Consider the following 20,161-nt stretch of genomic DNA (forward strand, 5'->3'; position numbering starts at 1 on the left):
GTCGCCCGGGCCGAGGAGAACACGGGCGCGATCGACCGGGGGCCGCGCGACTACCGCGGGGCGTACTGCTGGGACACGGCGCTCCGCGCACCCTGCTCGGTGAGCGTGATCTGCCCCGCCTTGATGGTCGCCAGGCGCGGCGCCCTGCGGGCGATCGACGAGTCGTGGGTGACCATGATGAAGGTCAGCCCGTACTCGTGCCAGAGCCCTTCCAGCAGGCCCATGATGTCGTCACGGGTGCCCTCGTCGAGGTTGCCGGTCGGCTCGTCCGCGAGGAGCACCTTCGGCTTCTTGACCAGCGCGCGGGCGATCGCGACGCGCTGCTGCTGGCCGCCGGACAGCTCGGACGGGGCGTGGCCCAGGCGGTCACCGAGAGCGACCGAGTTCAGCGCCTCGGCGGCCCGTTCGCGCCGCTCCTTGGGCTTCACACCGAGCGGGACAAGCGCCGTCTCGACGTTCTCCTGCGCGGTCAGCGTCGGGATGAGGTTGAACGACTGGAAGATGATGCCGATCTTCTCGGCGCGCAGCCGGGTCAGCTTGGCCTCGCTGATGGAGGCGAGGTCGACGCCGTCCAGCTCGACGCTGCCGGAGGAGGGACGGTCCAGGCCGCCGATCATCTGGAGCAGGGTGGACTTGCCGCCGCCCGTGGGGCCCTGGATGACGAGCTGGTCGCCGTCCTCGATGGTGAGGTCGATGCCACGCAGCGCCTCCACCGTCTCCTTGCCCCGCGTGTAGCGCTTGGTGACGCCGGTGAGCTTGTACATGAGGTTCTCCGAGGATGCAGAAGATGAAGATGCGGAAGAGGTACTCCCGGAAGGGGTCAGGAGACGCTGCGCAGCGCGTCCGCCGGGCGCATCCGCGAGGCGCGCCAGCCGCCCATCGCACCGGCGATCAGACCGCCTGTGATGGCCAGACCCGCGGCGAGCGCGATGGTGGTCACCGAGACCGGCGCGGACAGCGCGATCTCCATGGTGTTCTTGACCGCCTGCCGGCCGGGACCGCCACCGCCGGGGCCACCGCCCATGCCGCCACCGCCGCCGGTGTTGCCGAGCTCGGCCGTCAGCTTCGGGCTGATCGCCGTCACCGCGTACGCCGCGCCGAGGCCGATGGCGATGCCGAGCGCGCCGCCGATCAGACCGTTCACGATGGACTCGCCGACGACCTGCCGGGTGACCTTGCGCGAGGGCCAGCCGAGCGCCTTGAGGGTGCCGAACTCACGCACCCGGCGGGACACGGCGGAGGAGGTCAGCAGCGCCGCCACCAGGAACGCGGCCACGAGCACCGCGATGGACAGCCACTTGCCGACGCTGGTCGCCAGGTTCGAGGCGGTGGACAGGGAGCCGGAGACGGTGGAGGCGAGGTCGGCCGAGGTGGTGACCGTCGTACCCGAGATGTTCTTCTGGATGGTCGCCTTGACCGCGGTGATCTGCTTCGAGTCGGTCGCCTTGACGTAGATCGTGGTGACCTTGTTCTTCGCGTCGCCCAGCGTCTGCGCCTGCTTCAGCGGCAGGTAGACGTCGGTCGTCGACTCACTGCTGTCCGGCGTCGCGATCCCGATGATCGTGTACTTGGTGCCGGAGATCTTGAAGGTCTTGCCGACCGTGTACTTGTTCTCCTTGGCGTACGACTTGCTGACCACCGCGACCTTCGCGTTGGTCTGCGCCGTCGTGAAGGTCTTGCCCGAGGTGATCTTCGAGGTGGCGAGCGGGCCGAGGTCCTGGTCGGTGACGTCGACGCCCGCGACGGAGTACGAGTTCACGTCGAACGAGGCGCCGCCGCCCTGCACCTGGGGCGCCCCCGTGTTGCCGCCGCCCTGGTTGCCGCCGGGACCGCCCTGCTGGGAGGAGCCGCCGGACCCCGAGGACCCCGAGGACGTCGAGGACTTCGCGGTGCCCTGGGTGAAGGAGCCGTCGACCTTGGTGACGTTCAGGGTCAGCGCGCCCACCGCGCTCGCCACGCCCTTCTGAGAGGCGACCTTGGTGACGAGCGAGGAGGCCAGGGACTGCCCGCCCTGCGTCATCACGCGGTCCGAGCTCTGCTTGGTGGAGCTGCTCGACTTGGCGTTGAAGTCGAACTTCGGTCTGCCGGAGGAGTTGCTCGAAGGCGCCGCCTGGGCCTTGGTCACCGTCATGTCGGTGCCGAGCCCGTACAGCGACTTCAGGACCTTGTCCTGCGCCTGCTGCATGCCGGCCGACACCGAGTTGACGGTGATGACCAGCGCGATACCGAGCGCCAGACCCATGGCGATCACCAGGGCCGCCTTCTTGCGCCGGCTCAGCTCACGCTTGAGATAGATGCCAAACATCCCGTTCCCCAAAGGTTCTTGGCGCCCGCTGTGGGCGCGGCCACAAGCTATGGAGAAACCTTTGAGCCGGGCTGAGTAAGAGATGTGTGAGAGCTGAGAAAGTGAGGTCCGGAATCAATATTGCGTAAGACAGCTGATTCCTAAGATCCGGAGGGGCTATTGCCAGGAAAGCCCTGTTGGATGGGGTGCTGAGGGCAGGAGGAGGCCGCACGTACGGGGTGGGGCGTACCTTTGTCACGCCTTTGTGTGCGCGGTGCCCATTCTTTGAGGCCTCGTCGTGTGGCGAGTTCGCGACCCCGCCGTGCGGCGTCGCGAACTCCTTTTGTACGGTCCCGGGATGCGCGATTCCTCTCCCGTCCCCCCGCGTGCCGCTCAGCTGTCCCGTCGTGCCGCCCTCGGCCTGGCCGCGGCCGTCCCGCTGGCCGCGGCCGCCCCGGCGTCCGCCGCCACGCCCGTGATCGGCGGTGAGCGGCTCGCCCGCACCGGCGTCCAGGTGCGTGGCGCCTCGGGACTGCCCAAGCGGCTCACCGCCCGCTCCTGGCTCGTCGCCGACCACGAGAGCGGCGAGGTGCTCGCCTCGTACCACGCACACACTCACCTGGCGCCGGCCTCCACGCTGAAGATGCTCTTCGCGGACACCGTGCTGAAGAAGTTCGAGCGGACCCAGCGCCACAAGGCCACCGACGCCGACCTCGCCGACATCCCGGCAGGCTCCAGCATGGTCGGCGTCAAACCCGGCATCACCTACACCGTCGAGCAGTTGTGGCTCGGCGTCTTCCTGCGCTCCGGCAACGACGCGGTGCACGTCCTGAGCCACATGAACGGCGGCCTCGCCAGGACGGTCGCCCAGATGCAGGCCAAGGCCGAGGACCTACAGGCTCTGGACACCCACGTGGTCAGCCCCGACGGCTTCGACCACAAGGGGCAGGTGTCGTCCGCGTACGACCTGACGCTCTTCGCCCGCCACGGCCTCGCCGACGCCGACTTCCGCGCCTACTGCCACACGAAGACCGCGAACTTCCCGGCGGGCGGCAAGAAGACCTTCCAGATCCAGAACACCGACCGCCTGCTGACGGGCGCGTGGGGCGTGCCGACATACGACGGGCTCATCGGCGTGAAGAACGGCTACACCAGCAACGCCGGCAACACCTTCACCGGCGCCGCGACCCGCGGCGGGCGAACCCTCCTCGTCACCGTGATGCACCCCAAGAGCGGCGGCAGCGGCGTCTACGAGGAGACGGCCGCGCTGCTCGACTGGGGGTTCAAGGAGGGTGCGAAGGCCCAGTCCGTGGGCACCCTCGTCGATCCGCTCAGCGAGGGCGGAGCCTCCGCCACCCCCACCCGGAAGGCGGCGGCGAAGGCGGCGGCCGGGCCGCCCGCGGCGGCCGCGAGCGGCGGCTCGTCGTCGTGGGGACTGGTCGGCGGGGCCGGGGGAGCGGTCGCGCTGCTCGCGGGCGGGGCGTACGTGTGGCGCAGGCGGCGGCGTGTGGTGGGGGACGAGGCCCCGGACGAACGTCAGGACCGTCAGGACGGTCAGGACCAGCGAGGCCGTGGGGGCCGTCACCAGGGCTGACGGTGGCGGCTGTCGGGGGCCGGCCGTTATCGGGGCAGCCGTTCCGAGGCCCGGAGCTCACCTCGCGGTCCCGCGCGAGGTCCACCCCCACCCCGGCCGCGGAACGGCTGCCACCACCCCCCTCGGTGTGGACCGTGGTCGTACCGAAGTCCTCCACTCCAAGTGTGAAGTTCTGGTGGAGGTGCCACGAGCATAAGCCCGCCACCGGCCCGAACGGTACGGAGGTTCAGCTTCCGTTTGTGTAGGTTGAGCCGTTGACGAGCCGTCCGGGAGGGCCTCAGCCGCGCCCGACATACGGCATCGCGGTGGCCAGTACCGTCGCGAACTGCACATTCGCCTCCAACGGCAGCTCCGCCATGTGCCGCACCGTGCGTGCCACGTTCGCCACGTCCATCACCGGCTCGGCCACCGTCTCCCCGTTCGCCTGCAGCGCTCCGGTCCGCATGCGCTCGGTCATGTCGGTCGCCGCGTTGCCGATGTCGATCTGACCGCAGGCGATTTGGTACGGACGCCCGTCCAGGGACAGCGACTTGGTCAGCCCCGTCAGCGCGTGCTTGGTCGCCGTGTACGCCACCGACAGTGGGCGCGGTGTGTGCGCCGAGACCGAGCCGTTGTTGATGATCCGGCCGCCCTGCGGGTCCTGCTCCTTCATGTGCCGGTACGCGGCCTGCGCGCACAGGAAGGCGCCGTTGAGGTTGGTGTTCACGACGTGCAGCCATGCCTCGTACGGCAGTTCCTCGAGCGGGACGCCGCCCGGTCCGGACGTCCCCGCGTTGTTGAAGAGCAGGTCCAGCCGCCCGAAGCACTCGCGCGCCGCGTCGAACAGGGCCGCCACGTCGTCGGGACGCGAGACGTCGGTGCGTACGACGAGGGAGGGCGCCTCGGAGACGAGGGCCGCCGTCTCCTCCAGTGTCTGCGGCTTGCGTCCGGCGAGCGCCACCGACCAGCCGGTGCGCAGCAGTTCGACGGCCACCGCGCGGCCGATGCCGGAGCCCGCCCCGGTCACCACCGCGATCTTCGTCTGCGTGGCATGCGCGGCATGCGCGGCATGCGTGGCGTTCGAGTCGTTGAGGGCATTCATGGGCCCGCAGCGTAATCGGACGCTGTCGGCGAATCCGTTCGGTGATGTCGGTCGGACCCCATTGGTGCCGGAAACCGTGAACACTTAAACGTGTAAGTGTTCACGGTTTCCGAGGAGGGTGTCCCTGGCGGCGCCCTAGTTGGTCTCTCCCGGATAGCGGACGCCGATCTGGTCGCGGATCGTGTCGAGCGTCCGCATCACGGCGAGGCTGCCGTCCAGGGGGACGAGCCGGGACTCCCTCTCGCCGGCCCGCAGGGCGCGCATCACCTCGGCGGCCTCGTGCTTGAGGCTGGTGCGCGGGCCGTGCGCCGGGTCGGCCGTGAACTCCTCGGGGTCGCGGCCGTCGCGGTGCAGTACGAGACGGTCCGGGAAGAAGAAGCCGCCCGGGATGTCGATGCGGCCCTGGGAGCCGGTGACGGAGGCGGAGACGGGGGTACCACCGTTGACGGAGCAGTGCACCGAAGCGAGAGCGCCGCTCTCCCAGGTGAGCAGTGCTCCCGTCTGGAGATCGACGTCCTCGTCGGAGAGCACCGCTCTCGCGGTGATGCCCGAGGGCTCCCCGAGCAACAAGTGCGCGAACGACACCGGATAGACGCCGAGATCGAGCAGAGCGCCACCGCCCTGCGCGGGGTCGCGCAGCCGGTGCGACGGCGGGAACGGGCCATTGATCCCGAAGTCGGCCTGAATCGTACGGACCTCACCGATCACGCCGTCGTCGACGAGCCCCTTGAGCCGCCGGACCAGCGGATTGCAGTACATCCACATGGCCTCCATCAGGAAGCGGTCGTGCTCCTCGGCGAGCGCGACGAGCTCCTCGGCCTCGCGCAGGTTCAGCGTGAACGCCTTCTCGCACAGCACGTGGCGCCCCGCCTCCAGACACATCCCGGCGGCGACCCGGTGCGCCGAGTGCGGAGTCGCGACGTACACGACGTCGACATCCTGGTCCGCCGCGAGCGAGGCCCAGTCCCCGTACGCCTTCGGAATCCCGAACCGTTCGGCGAACGCCTTCGCCGAGGCGTCCGTCCGCGAGGCCACGGCCACGACCTCGGCGTCCGGCATGTCCACCAGATCCGCCGTGAAGGCCGCCGCGATCCCGCCGGTCGCCAGAATCCCCCACCGCACTCGCTCGCCCACGCCCGTCATTCCCGGCCCTTCGCTCTGCCACTTGAAGTTCTGTGACCCCGAACACGCTGTTCGAACTGAGAGCATAGGTGGCGGATCACTCGAAGAGGGAGGGGCTCATGCCCGAGCGCGGGCACACCAAGCGGGAGGGGCGAGGCCCCCAGGCCTCCCCGGAGGGCCACATACCGCACACGGCGGTGGCCGACGTACCGGAGCCGCGGGAAGCGCCGGACCCCGGGGCCCTTCGCCGCACCGGACTCCTCGTCACCCTGATCCTCGGCGGACTCACCGCCACGCCCCCGCTGTCGATGGACATGTACCTCCCGGCCCTGCCGGAGGTCACCCGCTCACTGCACGCCCCCGCCGCGACCGTCCAGCTCACGCTGACCGCCTGCCTCGCGGGGATGGCGTTCGGCCAGCTCGTCGTCGGACCGATGAGCGACAAGTGGGGCCGCAGGCGCCCGCTCATCGTCGGCCTCGTCGTCTACGTCGTCGCCACCGCCCTGTGCGCCCTCGCCCCGAACGTCGAACTCCTCGTCGCCTTCCGCCTCGCCCAGGGCCTCGCGGGCGCCGCCGGCATCGTGATCGCGCGAGCCGTCGTACGCGACCTGTACGACGGCATGGCGATGGCCCGCTTCTTCTCCACCCTCATGCTGATCTCCGGCGTCGCCCCCGTCGTCGCGCCCCTCATCGGCGGCCAGATCCTGCGCACCACCGACTGGCGGGGCGTGTTCGTCCTCCTCACCGCGGTCGGCATCGCACTCACCGCGCTCGTCTGGACGAAGATCCCCGAGACCCTCGAACCCGCACAGCGCCACGGCGGCGGAGTCGGCGATGCGCTGCGTGCCATGCGCGCACTGGTCGCCGACCGCGTCTTCACCGGCTACACACTGGCGGGCGGCTTCGCCTTCGCGGCACTGTTCGCGTACATCAGCGCCTCCCCCTTCGTGATCCAGGAAATCTACGGCGCGTCCCCGCAGACCTTCAGCCTGCTCTTCGGGATCAACTCCGTCGGCCTGGTGATCGTCGGCCAGATCAACGGCAAGATCCTCGTGGGCCGGGTCGGCCTCGACAAGGTCCTCGCCACCGGCCTCGCCCTCATCACCCTCGCCGCGACCGCGCTGCTCCTGCTCACCACGGGGGTCTTCGGCAAGGCGGGCCTCGTGCCGGTGGCCGCGGCGCTCTTCGTCCTCATGTCCGCCATGGGCCTCGCCCTGCCCAACACCCAGGCGCTGGCCCTGATGCGGGTACGGCACGCGGCCGGCTCCGCGTCCGCGCTGCTCGGCACCACCTCCTTCCTCATCGGCGCGATCGTCTCCCCGCTCGTCGGCATCGCCGGGGAGCACACCGCCGCCCCGATGGCCGTCGTCCAACTGGCGGCGGTACTGGTGGCCATCGCCTTCTTCGTGGGACTGTGCCGTCCCTGGCAGACGGGACACACCGTGGACGGAAAGGCGGCGGACAGCTGAGCGCACCGAGACTGCGCGTGGACACCCCGGAACGGGCCGGCCTCGACCCGACGGAACTGCGCCACCTCGTACGGGACGTCCGCACCCTCACCCGCGGACCGCGCCCCTGGACGGCGGGCCTCGTGCTGGTCGCCGGGCGCGGCCCGGTCATCGCCGTCGAGGAGGCGGCGGGCTGGGCGGTGCGCTACTCCTCCTACGACGAGAAGACCGACACCGGGGTCGAACTGCCGCCCGGGGACCGGCGGCCGATGACCGTCCACACCCCCTTCGACCTGGCCTCCCTCACCAAGCTGTTCACGGCGGTCGCCGTGGTGCAGCAGCTGGAGCGGGGCACGCTGGGGATCGACGCGCGGGTGGGGGCGTATCTGCCGGAGTTCCGCGCGGCCTCGGCCCACGACATCACCGTACGACAGCTGCTCACGCACACCTCCGGGCTGCGCCCCGAACTCCCGCTGTACGACTGCCCGGACGACGCGGCGCGCCTCGCCCTGCTGCGGGCCGAGGCCCCTTCGTCCCGGCCGGGCGAATACGTGTACTCCGACCTGAACCTGCTCCTCCTCCAGCACATCCTGGAACGCATCACCGGCCACACGCTCGACGTCCTCGTCCGGGACGGGATCACCCGGCCGCTCGGGATGACCGCCACGTCCTTCGGACCGTGCGCGGGGGCGGCGGCGACCGAGGACCAGCGGCGGCCGTGGGGCAAGGTGGACCGGGGGATGCTGCGGGGGGTCGTGCACGACGAGAACGCGTGGGCGCTCGGTGGGGTGGCCGGGCACGCGGGCCTCTTCTCCACGGCCCACGACCTCGCGGTCTTCTGCCGCACCCTCCTCGCGGGCGGCTCCTACGGCCCCGCCCGCATCCTCGGCCCCGACTTCGTCGAGCTGATGCTCACCCCGCCGGGTCTCGGCTTCGCGGTCGACCAGCCCTGGTTCATGGGCGCGCTCGCCGGGCGGGGCGCCGCGGGCCACACCGGTTTCACCGGTACGTCCCTCGTACTGGACCCCGCGACGGACACGTTCCTGGTGTTCCTCGCGAACACGGTGCATCCCCGCCGACGCCCGCCGGACAGCGCGCCGCGAGCGGAGGCGGCGACGAGGCTCGCGCGGGCGGTACGGGGAGCGTCTTGATCTGGCGGTAGTTGTTCGGCCGCGGGCCGGTGGGGGCTGGTCGCGCCCACGCGGCGGAGCCGCATATGTCACAGCCCCGCGCCCCTTCAAAAGCGCTGACGCGCACCTTCAGTCCGTCCGGCGTTCGAGGGCGAGGTGCGACCGTAGAATCGGTGGGTGAACGTCCCCGTTTCCTCCGCCGAGACCCTGCGTACCGCCCTCGCCGGCCTCCTCGACGGCCTCCCGCCGAAGGCGGCCACCCAGGCGGTCGACCGGCTGATCGCGAACTACCGGGGAACGACCCCCACCCACACCCCGATCCTCCGCGACCGCTCGGACGTGGTCGCGTACGCCGCGTACCGGATGCCGGCGACGTTCGAGGCGGTGCGTTCGGCGCTGGAGGCGTTCGCGGACGCGGTACCGGAGTGGACGCCGGCGAGCCATGTGGACGTGGGCGGCGGCACGGGCGCCGCGACCTGGGCGGTGAACGCGACCTGGGCGGGCGCCCGCCCCGTGACCGTGTTGGACTGGGCCGAACCCGCCCTCGCGCTGGGCCGCGAGATCGCCGCGGCCAACCCGGAGCTGAAGCCCGCCGAATGGCACCGCTCTCGTATCGGATCGGCGCTCACCATCGAGAGCACTGATCTCGTCACCGTCTCCTACGTCCTCGGCGAGCTCACCGACGCCGACCGCGCCTCTGTCGTGACCGCCGCCGCGGCCGCCGCCCAGGCCGTCGTGATCATCGAGCCCGGTACGCCCGACGGCTACGCCCGAGTCATCGAGGCGCGGGACCGTCTGATCACCGCCGGGTTCCACGTCGCCGCCCCCTGCCCGCACAGCGCGGCCTGCCCCATCGTCCCCGGCGAGGACTGGTGCCACTTCTCCGCCCGCGTCGCGCGTTCCTCCCTGCACCGTCAGGTCAAGGGCGGCTCCCTGCCGTACGAGGACGAGAAGTTCAGTTACGTCGCCGCCACCCGCTTCCCGTCGACCCCGGCCCCCTCCCGCGTCGTACGCAAGCCGCAGATCCGCAAGGGCCAGGTACTCCTGGACCTGTGCGGCCCCGACGAGGCCCTGCACCGCGAGACGGTGACCAAGCGTCATGGGCCGCTGTACCGGGCGGCCCGTGACGCGGACTGGGGTGACCCCTGGCCACCGCCGCCCGCGGAGGACCAGTAGCCGGGGCCGGCTCCTCAACACCCCACCTCTCAACACCGCACCCCTTCAACGCCTCAGCCCTTCAGCACCGCAGCTCCTGTGTGCAGCACTTCACGCTGCCGCCGCCCTTGAGGAGCTCGCTCAGATCGATGCCGACGGGCTCGAAGCCACGCTCCCGCAGCGGACCGAGGAGCCCCGTCGCGGCCTGCGGCAGCAGCACGTGCAGGCCGTCCGAGACCGCGTTGAGGCCGAACGCGGCGGCGTCCTCGGCACCGGCGATCAGCGCGTCGGGGAACAACCGCCGCAGCACCTCCCGGCTGCCGGGGGAGAAGGCGGGCGGGTAGTACATGACCTCGTCCGTCGTGTCGTCGAGGACGGCGAGGGCGGTGTCGAGGTGGTAGTAGCGGGGGTCGACCAGATCGAGTCCGATCACCGGTCGCGCGAGGAACTCCTGGGCCTCGCCGTGCGAGAGGGGGCTGGCGCGAAACCCGCGGCCGGCCAGTACGTAGGAGGCGGTGACCGCGAAGTCGCCCTCGCCCTCGTTGACGTGGACCGGCTCGTGGACGTGCGGGAAGCCGTGTGCGCGGAACCACTCCAGGTGGGCCGCCGCCTCCGGTTCGCGCTCGCGGTGCGCGAACCGGGCGCCCAGCACCCGGCCGTCGACGACGGTCGCCCCGTTCGCGGCGAAGACCATGTCCGGCAGGCCGGGGCGCGGGGTGAGTTCCTCGACCGTGTGGCCGAGCGCGAGGTACCGGCCGCGCAGGTCCTCCCACTGGGCGACGGCGAGCGGCACATCGACCGGTTTGGATGGGTTCATCCACGGGTTGATGGCGTAGGTGACAGCGAAGTGTGCGGGTGGGCACATCAGATAGCGCCGGGGTGTGGCGCGGCGGGGAGGCTGCAAGGAGGGCTCCTCACGTACCGCAGGGGCAGGTGATGCCCATGGTGCGGTCTGCGGGCCGCGTCGGCCGCCTGGCGAACGGGTGGACTTCGCAAGTCCACCAAACCCCCGATCGCCCTGAACGGCCTCGTCCTCAAACGCCGGACGAGCTGAAGGCGCCACGAGACGCCTCGTCTTGTCATCCTGTTAAATTCGCCGCATGGCCGACACGCCCCGCCCTTCCGCCAAACCCACCCCCGACTCCACCCGCCGCAGCGAGAAGTCCCGTCGCGCGATCTTCGACGCCGCCCTCGCCCTCGTCGGTGAGGTCGGCTACCCCAAGACCACGATCGAGGGCATCGCCGCCCGCGCCGGCGTCGGCAAGCAGACGATCTACCGGTGGTGGTCGTCGAAGGCGGACGTCCTGCTGGAGGCGTTCGTCGATCTGAGCGCCCAGGCGGCGCAGGCGGCGGGCCGGCCGGAGGTGCTGGGGGAGCATGCGGAGTACGGCATCCCGGACACCGGCGATCTCGCGGCCGACCTCAAGCAGGTCCTGCGCGCCACCGTCGACGAACTCCTGAACCCCAAGTTCGAGATCCCCTCGCGGGCCCTGGCAGCGGAGGGCCTCGTGAACGAGGCGCTCGGCACCGAGTTCGTGTCCAAGCTCCTCGAACCCCAGCTCCAGCTGTATGTGAAGCGGCTGCGGTCCGCCCAGGACAAGGGCGACCTGCGGCCGGACATCGATCCCCGCATCGCCCTGGAACTCTTCGTCTCCCCGCTCGCGCAGCGCTGGCTCCAGCACACCGGCCCCATCTCGTACGCGTATACGGACACCCTCGTCGACTACGCGCTGTACGGCCTCGCCCCGCGGGGATGAATCATGCCAAAGCGCCCCGGATGGGGGGCTCTGTCCATCCGGGGCGCGGGAGGGTGGGACCATAGAGGTTGTCGAAGGCGTTCGTCGGCACGATGGGTCGACGTGAACGTGACGGACGTCCACCTGACTGACGTCCACCTGATGGACGTCAATCTGATGGACGCAGACGCCGCGACACGACCGCTGTCGGCACAACCGCTTGGCGAGGGGATTGATGAGCGCAGAGTTCGGCCGCCGCTCCGGCGCGCAGGGCAGGATCTCCCAGTGGCTGCGTGGTCGCCGTCCGAAGGGTGCGACGGAGGTCGCTGCCGACGGCGGGCGCGAGGCCCTGCTGATCGCCGCTGCCGCCGCGGGGCTGCCGCTCGCGCAGGCCGCGTATCCCTCCGGTTACCGCTGTTCCTGTGACCGCGTCGGTTGTCCCACCCCCGCGCGCCATCCCGTCTCCTTCGCCTGGCAGACCCAGTCCACGACCGACCGTGCCCAGATCGAGCGATGGGTCCGCCACCAGCCGCAGGCCAACTTCATCACCGCGACCGGCATGGTGCACGACGTCCTCGACGTGCCCGTCGACGCGGGCCGCGAGGCGCTGGAGCGGCTGCTCGCCGCCGGTGTGGAGGTGGGGCCCGTCGCGCAGAGCGGCGACGGCCGCATGTTCTTCTTCACACTCACCCGCGGTACACCCGAGGACGAGGACGAGTGGTGGCCGTGCGAGCTGGACTCGCACCCCGAGACGACGGACGAGCACCCCGGTCTGCGCTGGCACTGCCGCGGCTCGTACGTTCTCGTGCCGCCGGCCCAGCTCCCCGGTGGACTGACGGTCGACTGGGTGCGGGGCCCGGAACACCCCCTCCCCGACCCCCTGAGCCTGCTCGAGGCCCTGACGGACGCCTGCGCCCGTTACGCGGGTGAGAACGAGCCGGACGACGAGCTGGCGGCCTGGCCCCACCGGAACTAGCCCAGGGAACCTACGGGAACCTACGGGAACCTACGGGAACCTACGGGAACCTACGGGACAGGGTCGGCCTATCCGCCCTTCGCGCCCGTCAGCCCCTCGATCCGTCCCAGCACCGCGACCCGCGCGTTCTGCGCACCCTTCCCGGGGTCCAGGGCCGCCTGGTTGGAGACGAACTCCAGAGTGAGGGACTGCTTGATGTCACCGGTGGTCAGGGCCTTGACGTCCGCGTTCTGGGCCGGGATCTCGGTGCCCCGCGCGGCGGTCTGCTTCTCGTAGCGCCGCGTGGTGAAGAACACCAGCGCCCCGCCGTCCGCGGTACGGAGCCCCACCGGGGCGTAGTCGCCGGAGGTCAGCGGCTCGTCGATGTACTGCCGGGCGAGACCGGGCTTGGTGGCGTTCTTGGCGCGCAGGGTCCGCCACTGCGAGGTGTGCAGGCCGGGCGCGAAGGTGTCGCCGCCACTCTGCAGATAGCCCGTGTACGACTGGCTCAGCTTGTTCGGCTCGACGGCGAGGGCCGTGTCGTCCCCGGTGACGGGCTGCGCCCAACCGTCCTTGTCCTGCTGGAACTTCGGAATGTCAGCGGCGGCGAGGACGGTCAGATACGAGGCCTGCCACACCTCGTTCGCACTGCCCCGGGTGAAGACGAGCATCCAACGGTAGCCCGCCACACCCTTGTTGGCCGCGGCGTCGGCCACGAACCAGCGCGGCCAGCCCGCCTTCGCCGGGATCGAGAACTTCGCGTCGGACAGCGACAGCGGCGAATAGGACGGGTTGCCGCCCGGGTTGTTCTTCTGCCCGGCCGTCAGCTTCGCGCCGTCGATGGCGCCGAGGGCGCCGGTGACCCGGTCCGCGTCCAGGGAACTGTCGTTCGCCTTGTCCGCCTTGTTGTAGGCGGCGGTGAAGTCCTTGAGCGCACGGGCGGCCTCGGACCGGGTCGCCGTAGGTACGACCTCCCGCTCCCCGTGCACCACCACGCAGCCGCTCGCCGTCAAGGACAGAACGGTCACCGACCCCGTCGCCAGGGCGAACCGGTTGAGACTACGAAGCCTTCGTGGGCTGCGACCCGCGCGATCCCTGCTCATCAGGTACCTTCACCTTCCCCTTCCCGGAGGCGAACCCTACCGGGGCGAGGAAGATCGCGAGTGTCGGGACCAGGTACAGCGCCCACACCGTGACCTGAAGGACCGTCGGGTCGGGCTGGAAGTTCAACACGCCCTTGAGGAGCGTGCCGTACCAGCTGTCCGGCGGGATCGTGCCGCTGATGTCGAAGGCGAGGTCGCGCAGCCCCGGGATCCAGTCGGCCTCCTGCAGGTCGTGGGCGCCGTACGCGAGCACACCCGCCGCGACCACGACCAGCATGCCGCCGGTCCAGGTGAAGAACTTCGCGAGGTTGATCTTCAGGGCGCCCCGGTAGAAGAGCCAGCCGAGGAGGACCGCGGAGGCCAGGCCCAGGGCGACGCCGATGAGCGGGCGCGGGGTGCCGTCGCTCGCCGCGTGCACCGACGCCCACACGAACAGGGCGGTCTCCAGGCCCTCGCGGCCGACCGCCAGGAACGCGGTCGCGACCAGCGCGCCCGTGCCCATCGCCAGCGCCGCGTCCAGCTTGCCGTGCAGCTCGGACTTCAGATGACGGGCGGTGCGCCGCATCCAGAAGACCATCCACGTCACCAGGCCGACCGCGACGATCGACAGCGAACCGCCGAGCGCCTCCTGCGCCTCGAACGTCAGCTCCTGGGAGCCGAATTCAAGCGCGCAGCCGAAGCCGAGGGCGAGGGCGATCGCGACGCCGATGCCCATCCAGATGGGCTTCAGAGCGTCCTTGCGGCCGGTCTTCACCAGGTAGGCGATGAGGATGCAGACGACGAGACTGGCTTCCAGTCCCTCGCGCAGGCCGATCAGATAGTTCCCGAACACGGGCTACGCCTCCTTGGAGAACAGCGCGCGCCCCCACCAGTCGTCCTTGTCGCGGACGCCGGGCGGGACGGCGAAGACCGCCGAACTCACATGCTGGATGTACTCGTTGAGTGCGTCGGAGCGCGCGAGAGAGCGCTGCACCGGGATGAACCCCTTGCGCACGTCACGCTGGTAGGCGAGGAAGAACAGCCCGGCCTCCAGTCGGCCGAGGCCGTCCGTGCCGTCGGTGAAGGAGTAGCCGCGGCGCAGCAGGGTGATCCCGCCGTTGGAGTCGGGATGCGCGAGCCGCACGTGCGCGTCGGGCTTCATCGCCTTCAGGAACGGCTCGTCGCGCTCCTTGGCCTTGCCGACCGGCGCGCCCTCGCCCTTGTCCCGGCCGAAGACGTCCTCCTGCTCCTGCAGCGAGGTGCGGTCCCAGGTCTCGATGTTCATCCGGATGCGGCGCGCCACGAGGTACGAGCCACCGGCCATCCAGGCCGGACCCTCGTCCTCGCCCACCCACACGAACTTCTTCAGCCGGTCCGGCTCGGTGCCCGCGATGTTGCGGGTGCCGTCCTTGAACCCCATGAGGTTGCGGGGGGTCTGGGCGTCGGGGGTCGTCGACGAGGTCTTGCCGAAGCCGAGCTGCGACCAGCGGACGGCGACCTTGCCGAAGCCGATCCGGGCCAGGTTGCGGATCGCGTGCACCGCGACCTGGGGGTCGTCCGCGCAGGCCTGGATGCACAGGTCACCGTCGCTGCGTGCCTTCTCCAGGTTGTCGCCCGGGAACTCCGGCAGGTCGACGAGCGCCTCGGGGCGCAGGCCCGTCAGCCCGAACTTCTCGCCGTACTTCTCGAACAGCGACGGTCCGAAGCCGATGGTGAGCGTCAGCCGGGACGGCTTGAGGCCCAGCGCCTCGCCGGTGTCGTCCGGCGGCGCTTCGGCCAGTCCGCCGTAGGCGCCCTCGCCGACCGCGTGCCCCGCGGTCATCCGGCGCGCGGCGGCCGTCCAGTCCTTCAGCATCTGGACGAACTCGGCGCGGTCGTCCGTCTTCACGTCGAACGAGGCGAAGTGCAGCCGGTCCTGCACCGGCGTCGCGATGCCCGCCTGGTGCGCGCCGTGGAAGGCGATCGCGGCGCCGGTCTCGGCGCCCGCGGGGTCCACGTCGTTGCCGGTACGGGTCATCGCCACGGCGCCGCCGGCCGCGGCGGCCCCGAGCGCGAGCCCGGCACCGCCCCAGCCGATCAGCGAACGCCGGGAGGGCGTGGGTCCGTCGGTGGTTTTTGTGGTGTCCGTCGTCATGATGTGTCCCGCCTACTTCACAACAGCCGCGGCGAGCTTGGACAGGGGTTCGGCGAGCGCGTTGACCGCGTCCGAGAGCTCCTTGCGCTGGTCCTTGGTGACCTTGTCGTACGACACGAACCCATCCGAGGTCTTGTCCGTGCGGTACTTGTCGAGCAGCGTGTTCAGCGCCGTGAACTGCTTGTCGAGCTCGGTGGTCAGCGCCTTGTCGTTCTGCTGTGCGACCGGCTTGAGCAACTCGTACGACTTCTGCGCGCCCTCGACGTTGCCCTTGAAGTCGCTGAGGTCGGTGTGCGAGTAGCGGTCCTCCTCGCCGGTGACCTTGCCGGTGGCGACCTCGTCGAGCAGCTCCTTGGCGCCGTTGGCCATGGAGGTCGGGGTGATCTCGGCCTTGCCGACCCGCTTCTGCCAGTCCTTCAGGTCGGTGACCAGCTCATCGGCGAGGGTCTTCTGCTCGGCGCCGATCTTCTTGTCCTGCCAGAGGGCCTTCTCCAGCGCGTGCCAGCCGGTCCACTTCTGGCCCTTCTCCAGGTCGTTGACGCGGGTGTCGGTCTTGGGGTCGATGTCCCCGAACGACTCGGCGATCGGCTCGGTGCTCTCCCAGCCGAAGCGGGAGGGGGCGTAGGCCTGCTTGGCGGCCTCGATGTCGCCGGCCTTGATGGCGTCGGCGAACGTCTCCACCTTCGGGATGGTCGCGTCGGCCTGCTCCTGCGCGTACTCGCGGTAGGCGGCGACGGCCTTGTCGAGGCGCGGGTCGCGCTTGGCGACCTTGCCACCGGTCACGGTGAGCTTCTGGCGGACGCCGAGGCCCTTCATACCGGGGCGGCAGGCTATCTCGTACGAACCCGCCTTGACCTCGGCGGTCAGCGTGTACTTGGTGCCCGGGCCGATGTTCTCCTTCTCGGAGACGATCCGGTCGTCCGGGAAGAGGATCTCGACCTCGGTGGCCTTCGAGCCCTTGTTCTCGATCTTCAGGGTGACCTGGCCGGCCGGAACGGACTTCGTGGAGGTGTCGCACTTGGAGTCGGCGGCGGTCACCTGAATCGCGTCGCCTGCCCCGGCGTCGCTCTTCTCGGTGCAGCCCGTGACGGCGGCCAGAGCGGCCGCGGTCGCGGCGGCGGTGACAACTGAGAGTCGGACGGCTCGCATTCAGGCTCCAAGAGAACGACGGACAAACCAGGCGGAAGGTCCCCGCTGGCATGGTGAGGCTGGCCTAACTTACCTGAGGCTTACCTCAGTCCTACCCACCCCTACAGTGATTCAGCTCTCACAGTTGACGCACAGCCACGGCTTGATCGCGGTGGCCAAAAGTAGGCGCCATGGAATAGTCAAGCGTTGGTCAATCGTCTCGTGCGGGGTGACGTGAACTCCTCCGGTGATGCCGCGGTCACCCTGACCAGCGCGGGGGTCCAGGGATCGGAGCTGCTACCCGGCCGGCACCGGGCTGGACCCCGTGAACCGGTCGCCGGGTGAGCGAGGGAACCCAACTGTCAGGTGGGGGTGGCGATTCGGACAACAGTGGCTCGGGCGGGTTTCTCCGTCACGTCGGGCATCACGGGCGGCACCGGGTCGACTGGATCTACGGCAAGCGACGTGAGCGGGGCGCTCGCCTCTATCGGCTCGGAAGTCCCGGTCGGCGCGCCCGGTGCGGCGGCCGCGGGCGTGTGGTCGCGGTGCGCAGGCGGCGCACGGTGTGATCCGTCTCGGCTTAGTGCGTCCTGGCCCAATCCATTGGCGTCGTACTGCCGCGTCCACCGTCGCCGCCAGATGTCCAGCAGGTGGGGAACGGCCCTGGATTGGTCGGTGATCGCCTTCGGGCATTCGTGTACGGAATGGATCACTTGTTTGCCAATCGTTGACATGTGCCCCGGTGGGTGAGGCGACGGCGTTAGTTTTGGCTGGTCGAGATCATCACGCATGGGCCAGGGGTGTACGGCATGGGGAAGCGGGTGCGGGGCGGGGAAGCGCGTGAGCTGCGTCCCTTTCGCACGCTGGCCGCCCCGTTCGTGGTTGCCCCGCCTTCCGGGTGTCGGATCCGGACGCGGCTACACGTGTCGCCCGCGGAGGCGGTGGTGCTGCGAGCAGTTGGGGAGCATCTGGGGGCGCTGGCCGGTGCGGACCTTGCGGTCCGTGTGCGTATCGGGAACGTGCCCGCCGCCTATGCCCGTCGGGCGGAGCGCAAGAAAGCTCTGACCGCGCAGTCGTCGTCGCGGTGGGCGGGGGCGATCACTCGCACCTCCGAGGACCAGTATCAGCTGGGCAGGCGGGCGTTGAACGCCCGAATCGGGTCCCTGCGCCGGGCGATCGGTGCGATCGAGGCCCGCCTCGCCGTCCCGCCAGGTACTTGCGTGCGCCAGGGGCGAAAGGCAGTGCGCGGGTACGCGGACCATGCAGAGCGGCGGGCGAAGCAGCAGCGCCTGCAGATCCTGAAAGGCCATCTGCCGCAGGCGGTGCGGGAGCTGGATTCCGGCCGGGTGCGGGTCACCCGGGGCGGGCGGCGACTGCTGAACTCCCGCCACCACCTCTACGACACCATGACCGGACCGAAGCCCCTGACCGAGGCCGACTGGCAAACAGAGTTGGACAGTTGGAGTGAGGAGTGGTCGGCGCGACGGATGTTTTTGACCGCAGACGGGGAGGCGGGGGCGCCGTTCGGGAACTACACCATCAGCATCACCCCCACCGACGGCACCATCACTGTTGTCCTGCCCGAACCCCTGCGCCGGCAGCACGCGAACGCACCGCGCGGCCGCTATGTCCTGGATGCGGCGGCGGCCTTCAACCATCGCGGTGAGCAGTGGGCCGACCGGGTCGGCGTGGGTGCCCCGGTGCGCTACGACATCACCTACGACCCCGCACGGAGGCGCTGGTACCTCGACGCATCCTGGTCCACGGTGAAGAAGGGGCGACAGGTTCCCGTCCCGACGCTGGACGTCCTTCGCGCGCACCCGGTCCTGGCGGTGGACGTCAACGCCGACCACCTGGCCGCCTGGATCCTCGACCCGTGCGGCAACCCCGTCGGCGCGCCCCGTACCCTCCCCCTGGAACTGGCGGGCCTTCCCGCCACGACCCGGGATGCCCGGTTGCGCGAGGCCATCTCACAGCTCATCCATCTTGCCCAAGTCCATGACTGTGCGGCGCTGGTGGTCGAGAATCTGGACTTCGCCGACGTCCGCACCACAGGACGGGAGAAGCTGGGCCGGGGCAGGCGCGGCAAAGCCTTCCGCCGCACGGTGGCCGGGATCCCGACCGCGAAGTTCCGCGATCGGCTCGCCGGGATGGCCCATCATGCCGGTCTTTCGGTGATCGCGGTGGATCCGGCGTATTCGAGCAAGTGGGGCGCCCCGCACTGGCTGGGTGCTTTGAAAGAGATCTCTACCGGTTCGACCACCGTCACGGGGCATCATGCCGCCGCGGTGGTCGTCGGCAGACGCGGTCTGGGCTGTACGGCCCGGCGCAGGAAAGACGGAGCCCGCCAAACCCCCACCAGCAGCGCCTCACGGCGTGTTGAGGCGGGGGCCGTGCGACCGGAGGATCGCGCCGGGCCAGCCGTCCCCGAAACGCCGAGTCACCGCACCCTGGGCCGTACGGAGCGGACAGCTCCGGCCAGGACGACGCGCGGCACCACACCCGTGGTGCGTCAGACGCGAGCGCGCCCGCCCGGAAAGCACCCGCCCCACGGCCCCACCACCGTTCGGGGGCCCAGCGTTCCAGACCAGCAACTCAAGCTGTTCGGGATGCCTGATAGGCCAACACCGGCCGATTAGCATAGGAACGGTGAATGATTTCGACGTACTGCGCGTCTTCTGCGGGCCCGGTGGTGAGCATGGCAACGAGCTCGGTGTGGTGCGCGAGGGTTCGGTGATGCCGGATCCGGAGGAGCGGCAGGCGTTCGCCGCGAAGCTCGGGTTCAGCGAGACCGTGTTCGTCGACGACCCCGAGCGCGGGGTCGTCGACATCTACACGCCGACCCTGCGGTTGCCGTTCGCCGGGCATCCCTGTGTCGGGGTGGGCTGGCTGCTCGACATCCCCGAACTGGTCACGCCCGCCGGGGTGGTGGGGGTGCGGCTGGACGGGGAGTTCAGCTGGATCGAGGCGCGGGCGGAGTGGGCGCCGGGGCGTACGTTGCGGCAGTACGGGTCCGCCGAAGAGGTCGACGCGCTGGCCGTGCCGGCGCCGGGGGAGTGGGTGTACGCCTGGGCCTGGGAGGACGAGCTGGCCGGGCGGGTGCGGGCGCGCGGGTTTCCCGGGCGGGACGACGGGATCGTGGAGGACGAGGCGACGGGGGCGGCGGCGCTGCTGCTCACCGACCGGCTGGGCCGGGCGCTGAACATCGTCCAGGGTGCGGGCTCCCAGATTCTCACGGCGCCGCAGCCGGGTGGGTGGGTGGAGGTGGGGGGCCGAGTACGACTGCTCCGTCCCTGACCCCCGGCTTGGTTT

At 70.4% G+C, this 20,161-nt stretch carries 17 protein-coding genes; 8 read left to right on the forward strand and 9 right to left on the reverse strand.

All coding sequences use genetic code 11. From position 1 onward, the window contains the following. Positions 1 to 50 precede the first annotated feature (50 nt). Positions 51 to 764, reverse strand: a complete 714-nt coding sequence (locus OG568_RS34925) for an ABC transporter ATP-binding protein (RefSeq protein ID WP_266686619.1) — start codon at positions 762 to 764, stop codon at positions 51 to 53. 56 nt (positions 765 to 820) lie between these two features. After that, positions 821 to 2,305 (reverse strand): ABC transporter permease, encoded by a 1,485-nt coding sequence (locus OG568_RS34930; protein ID WP_329534447.1) that lies wholly within the window; start codon positions 2,303 to 2,305, stop codon positions 821 to 823. Positions 2,306 to 2,642: 337 nt separating this feature from the next. On the opposite strand from OG568_RS34930, the gene OG568_RS34935 reads away from it, so the two are divergent. Further along, complete coding sequence (locus OG568_RS34935) at positions 2,643 to 3,878, forward strand: D-alanyl-D-alanine carboxypeptidase family protein (RefSeq protein WP_329534448.1); 1,236 nt, start codon at positions 2,643 to 2,645, stop codon at positions 3,876 to 3,878. Positions 3,879 to 4,155: 277 nt separating this feature from the next. Here the strand turns inward: OG568_RS34935 and OG568_RS34940 are convergent, their stop codons facing one another. Both OG568_RS34940 and OG568_RS34945 read right to left on the reverse strand, forming a co-directional pair. Next, complete coding sequence (locus OG568_RS34940) at positions 4,156 to 4,959, reverse strand: SDR family oxidoreductase (protein WP_329534449.1); 804 nt, start codon at positions 4,957 to 4,959, stop codon at positions 4,156 to 4,158. A gap of 135 nt (positions 4,960 to 5,094) precedes the next feature. Next, the gene (locus OG568_RS34945; protein WP_329534450.1) at positions 5,095 to 6,102 is read right to left on the reverse strand and encodes a Gfo/Idh/MocA family protein; all 1,008 of its coding nucleotides are present in this window, start codon (positions 6,100 to 6,102) and stop codon (positions 5,095 to 5,097) included. 98 nt (positions 6,103 to 6,200) lie between these two features. Between OG568_RS34945 and OG568_RS34950 the strand changes: the two genes are divergently transcribed. The 3 genes from OG568_RS34950 (at position 6,201) to OG568_RS34960 (ending at position 9,835) form a co-directional block, all read left to right on the forward strand. Beyond that, positions 6,201 to 7,550: a multidrug effflux MFS transporter gene (locus OG568_RS34950; RefSeq protein ID WP_329534451.1), complete on the forward strand. Its 1,350-nt coding sequence runs from the start codon at positions 6,201 to 6,203 to the stop codon at positions 7,548 to 7,550. 17 nt (positions 7,551 to 7,567) lie between these two features. Further along, positions 7,568 to 8,680, forward strand: a complete 1,113-nt coding sequence (locus tag OG568_RS34955) for a serine hydrolase domain-containing protein (RefSeq protein WP_443077807.1) — start codon at positions 7,568 to 7,570, stop codon at positions 8,678 to 8,680. A 156-nt stretch (positions 8,681 to 8,836) separates the two neighbouring features. After that, positions 8,837 to 9,835 (forward strand): small ribosomal subunit Rsm22 family protein, encoded by a 999-nt coding sequence (locus OG568_RS34960; RefSeq protein ID WP_329534452.1) that lies wholly within the window; start codon positions 8,837 to 8,839, stop codon positions 9,833 to 9,835. 61 nt (positions 9,836 to 9,896) lie between these two features. Here OG568_RS34960 and ddaH read toward each other — a convergent pair whose 3' ends face one another. After that, positions 9,897 to 10,718 carry a dimethylargininase gene (ddaH, locus tag OG568_RS34965; protein WP_353963250.1) on the reverse strand — a complete coding sequence of 274 codons (822 nt, stop codon included), beginning with the start codon at positions 10,716 to 10,718 and terminating at the stop codon, positions 9,897 to 9,899. Between the two features lie 196 nt (positions 10,719 to 10,914). Here ddaH and OG568_RS34970 point away from each other — a divergent pair, with 196 nt between their 5' ends. Continuing rightward, a complete protein-coding gene (locus OG568_RS34970; RefSeq protein WP_329534453.1) occupies positions 10,915 to 11,571 on the forward strand; it encodes a TetR/AcrR family transcriptional regulator in 657 nt (218 codons plus the stop codon). A 214-nt stretch (positions 11,572 to 11,785) separates the two neighbouring features. Beyond that, on the forward strand, positions 11,786 to 12,526 hold the full coding sequence (locus OG568_RS34975; RefSeq protein WP_329534454.1) for a bifunctional DNA primase/polymerase: 741 nt from the start codon (positions 11,786 to 11,788) through the stop codon (positions 12,524 to 12,526). A 68-nt stretch (positions 12,527 to 12,594) separates the two neighbouring features. Here OG568_RS34975 and OG568_RS34980 read toward each other — a convergent pair whose 3' ends face one another. Genes OG568_RS34980 through efeO form a run of 4 tightly spaced genes read right to left on the reverse strand, consistent with a single transcriptional unit; the run spans position 12,595 to position 16,870 of the window. Further along, on the reverse strand, positions 12,595 to 13,608 hold the full coding sequence (locus OG568_RS34980; RefSeq protein ID WP_329534455.1) for a hypothetical protein: 1,014 nt from the start codon (positions 13,606 to 13,608) through the stop codon (positions 12,595 to 12,597). Further along, entirely contained in the window at positions 13,565 to 14,440 is an 876-nt protein-coding gene (efeU, locus tag OG568_RS34985; protein WP_266414481.1) for an iron uptake transporter permease EfeU, read from the reverse strand. Before efeU ends, OG568_RS34980 begins: the two co-directional genes overlap by 44 nt. A gap of 3 nt (positions 14,441 to 14,443) precedes the next feature. After that, entirely contained in the window at positions 14,444 to 15,721 is a 1,278-nt protein-coding gene (gene efeB / locus OG568_RS34990) for an iron uptake transporter deferrochelatase/peroxidase subunit (protein ID WP_266414482.1), read from the reverse strand. Positions 15,722 to 15,733: 12 nt separating this feature from the next. Next, positions 15,734 to 16,870: an iron uptake system protein EfeO gene (efeO, locus tag OG568_RS34995; RefSeq protein ID WP_329534456.1), complete on the reverse strand. Its 1,137-nt coding sequence runs from the start codon at positions 16,868 to 16,870 to the stop codon at positions 15,734 to 15,736. A gap of 923 nt (positions 16,871 to 17,793) precedes the next feature. Between efeO and OG568_RS35000 the strand changes: the two genes are divergently transcribed. Then, the gene (locus OG568_RS35000; RefSeq protein WP_329534457.1) at positions 17,794 to 19,488 is read left to right on the forward strand and encodes a hypothetical protein; all 1,695 of its coding nucleotides are present in this window, start codon (positions 17,794 to 17,796) and stop codon (positions 19,486 to 19,488) included. A gap of 10 nt (positions 19,489 to 19,498) precedes the next feature. Further along, positions 19,499 to 20,146 carry a PhzF family phenazine biosynthesis protein gene (locus OG568_RS35005; protein WP_329534458.1) on the forward strand — a complete coding sequence of 216 codons (648 nt, stop codon included), beginning with the start codon at positions 19,499 to 19,501 and terminating at the stop codon, positions 20,144 to 20,146. The last annotated feature ends 15 nt before the right edge of the window (positions 20,147 to 20,161 follow it).

The organism is Streptomyces sp. NBC_01450, assembly GCF_036227505.1.
Lineage (GTDB): Bacteria > Actinomycetota > Actinomycetes > Streptomycetales > Streptomycetaceae > Streptomyces.

Excerpts from the sequence above, each read along its gene's own strand:
- OG568_RS34925 (WP_266686619.1), bottom strand. The coding sequence starts at position 764 with ATGTACAAGCTCACCGGCGTCACCAAGCGCTACACGCGGGGCAAGGAG.
- OG568_RS34930 (WP_329534447.1), bottom strand. The coding sequence starts at position 2,305 with ATGTTTGGCATCTATCTCAAGCGTGAGCTGAGCCGGCGCAAGAAGGCG.
- OG568_RS34935 (WP_329534448.1), top strand. The coding sequence starts at position 2,643 with ATGCGCGATTCCTCTCCCGTCCCCCCGCGTGCCGCTCAGCTGTCCCGT.
- OG568_RS34940 (WP_329534449.1), bottom strand. The coding sequence starts at position 4,959 with ATGAATGCCCTCAACGACTCGAACGCCACGCATGCCGCGCATGCCGCG.
- OG568_RS34945 (WP_329534450.1), bottom strand. The coding sequence starts at position 6,102 with ATGACGGGCGTGGGCGAGCGAGTGCGGTGGGGGATTCTGGCGACCGGC.
- OG568_RS34950 (WP_329534451.1), top strand. The coding sequence starts at position 6,201 with ATGCCCGAGCGCGGGCACACCAAGCGGGAGGGGCGAGGCCCCCAGGCC.
- OG568_RS34970 (WP_329534453.1), top strand. The coding sequence starts at position 10,915 with ATGGCCGACACGCCCCGCCCTTCCGCCAAACCCACCCCCGACTCCACC.
- OG568_RS34975 (WP_329534454.1), top strand. The coding sequence starts at position 11,786 with ATGAGCGCAGAGTTCGGCCGCCGCTCCGGCGCGCAGGGCAGGATCTCC.
- OG568_RS34980 (WP_329534455.1), bottom strand. The coding sequence starts at position 13,608 with ATGAGCAGGGATCGCGCGGGTCGCAGCCCACGAAGGCTTCGTAGTCTC.
- efeB (WP_266414482.1), bottom strand. The coding sequence starts at position 15,721 with ATGACGACGGACACCACAAAAACCACCGACGGACCCACGCCCTCCCGG.
- efeO (WP_329534456.1), bottom strand. The coding sequence starts at position 16,870 with ATGCGAGCCGTCCGACTCTCAGTTGTCACCGCCGCCGCGACCGCGGCC.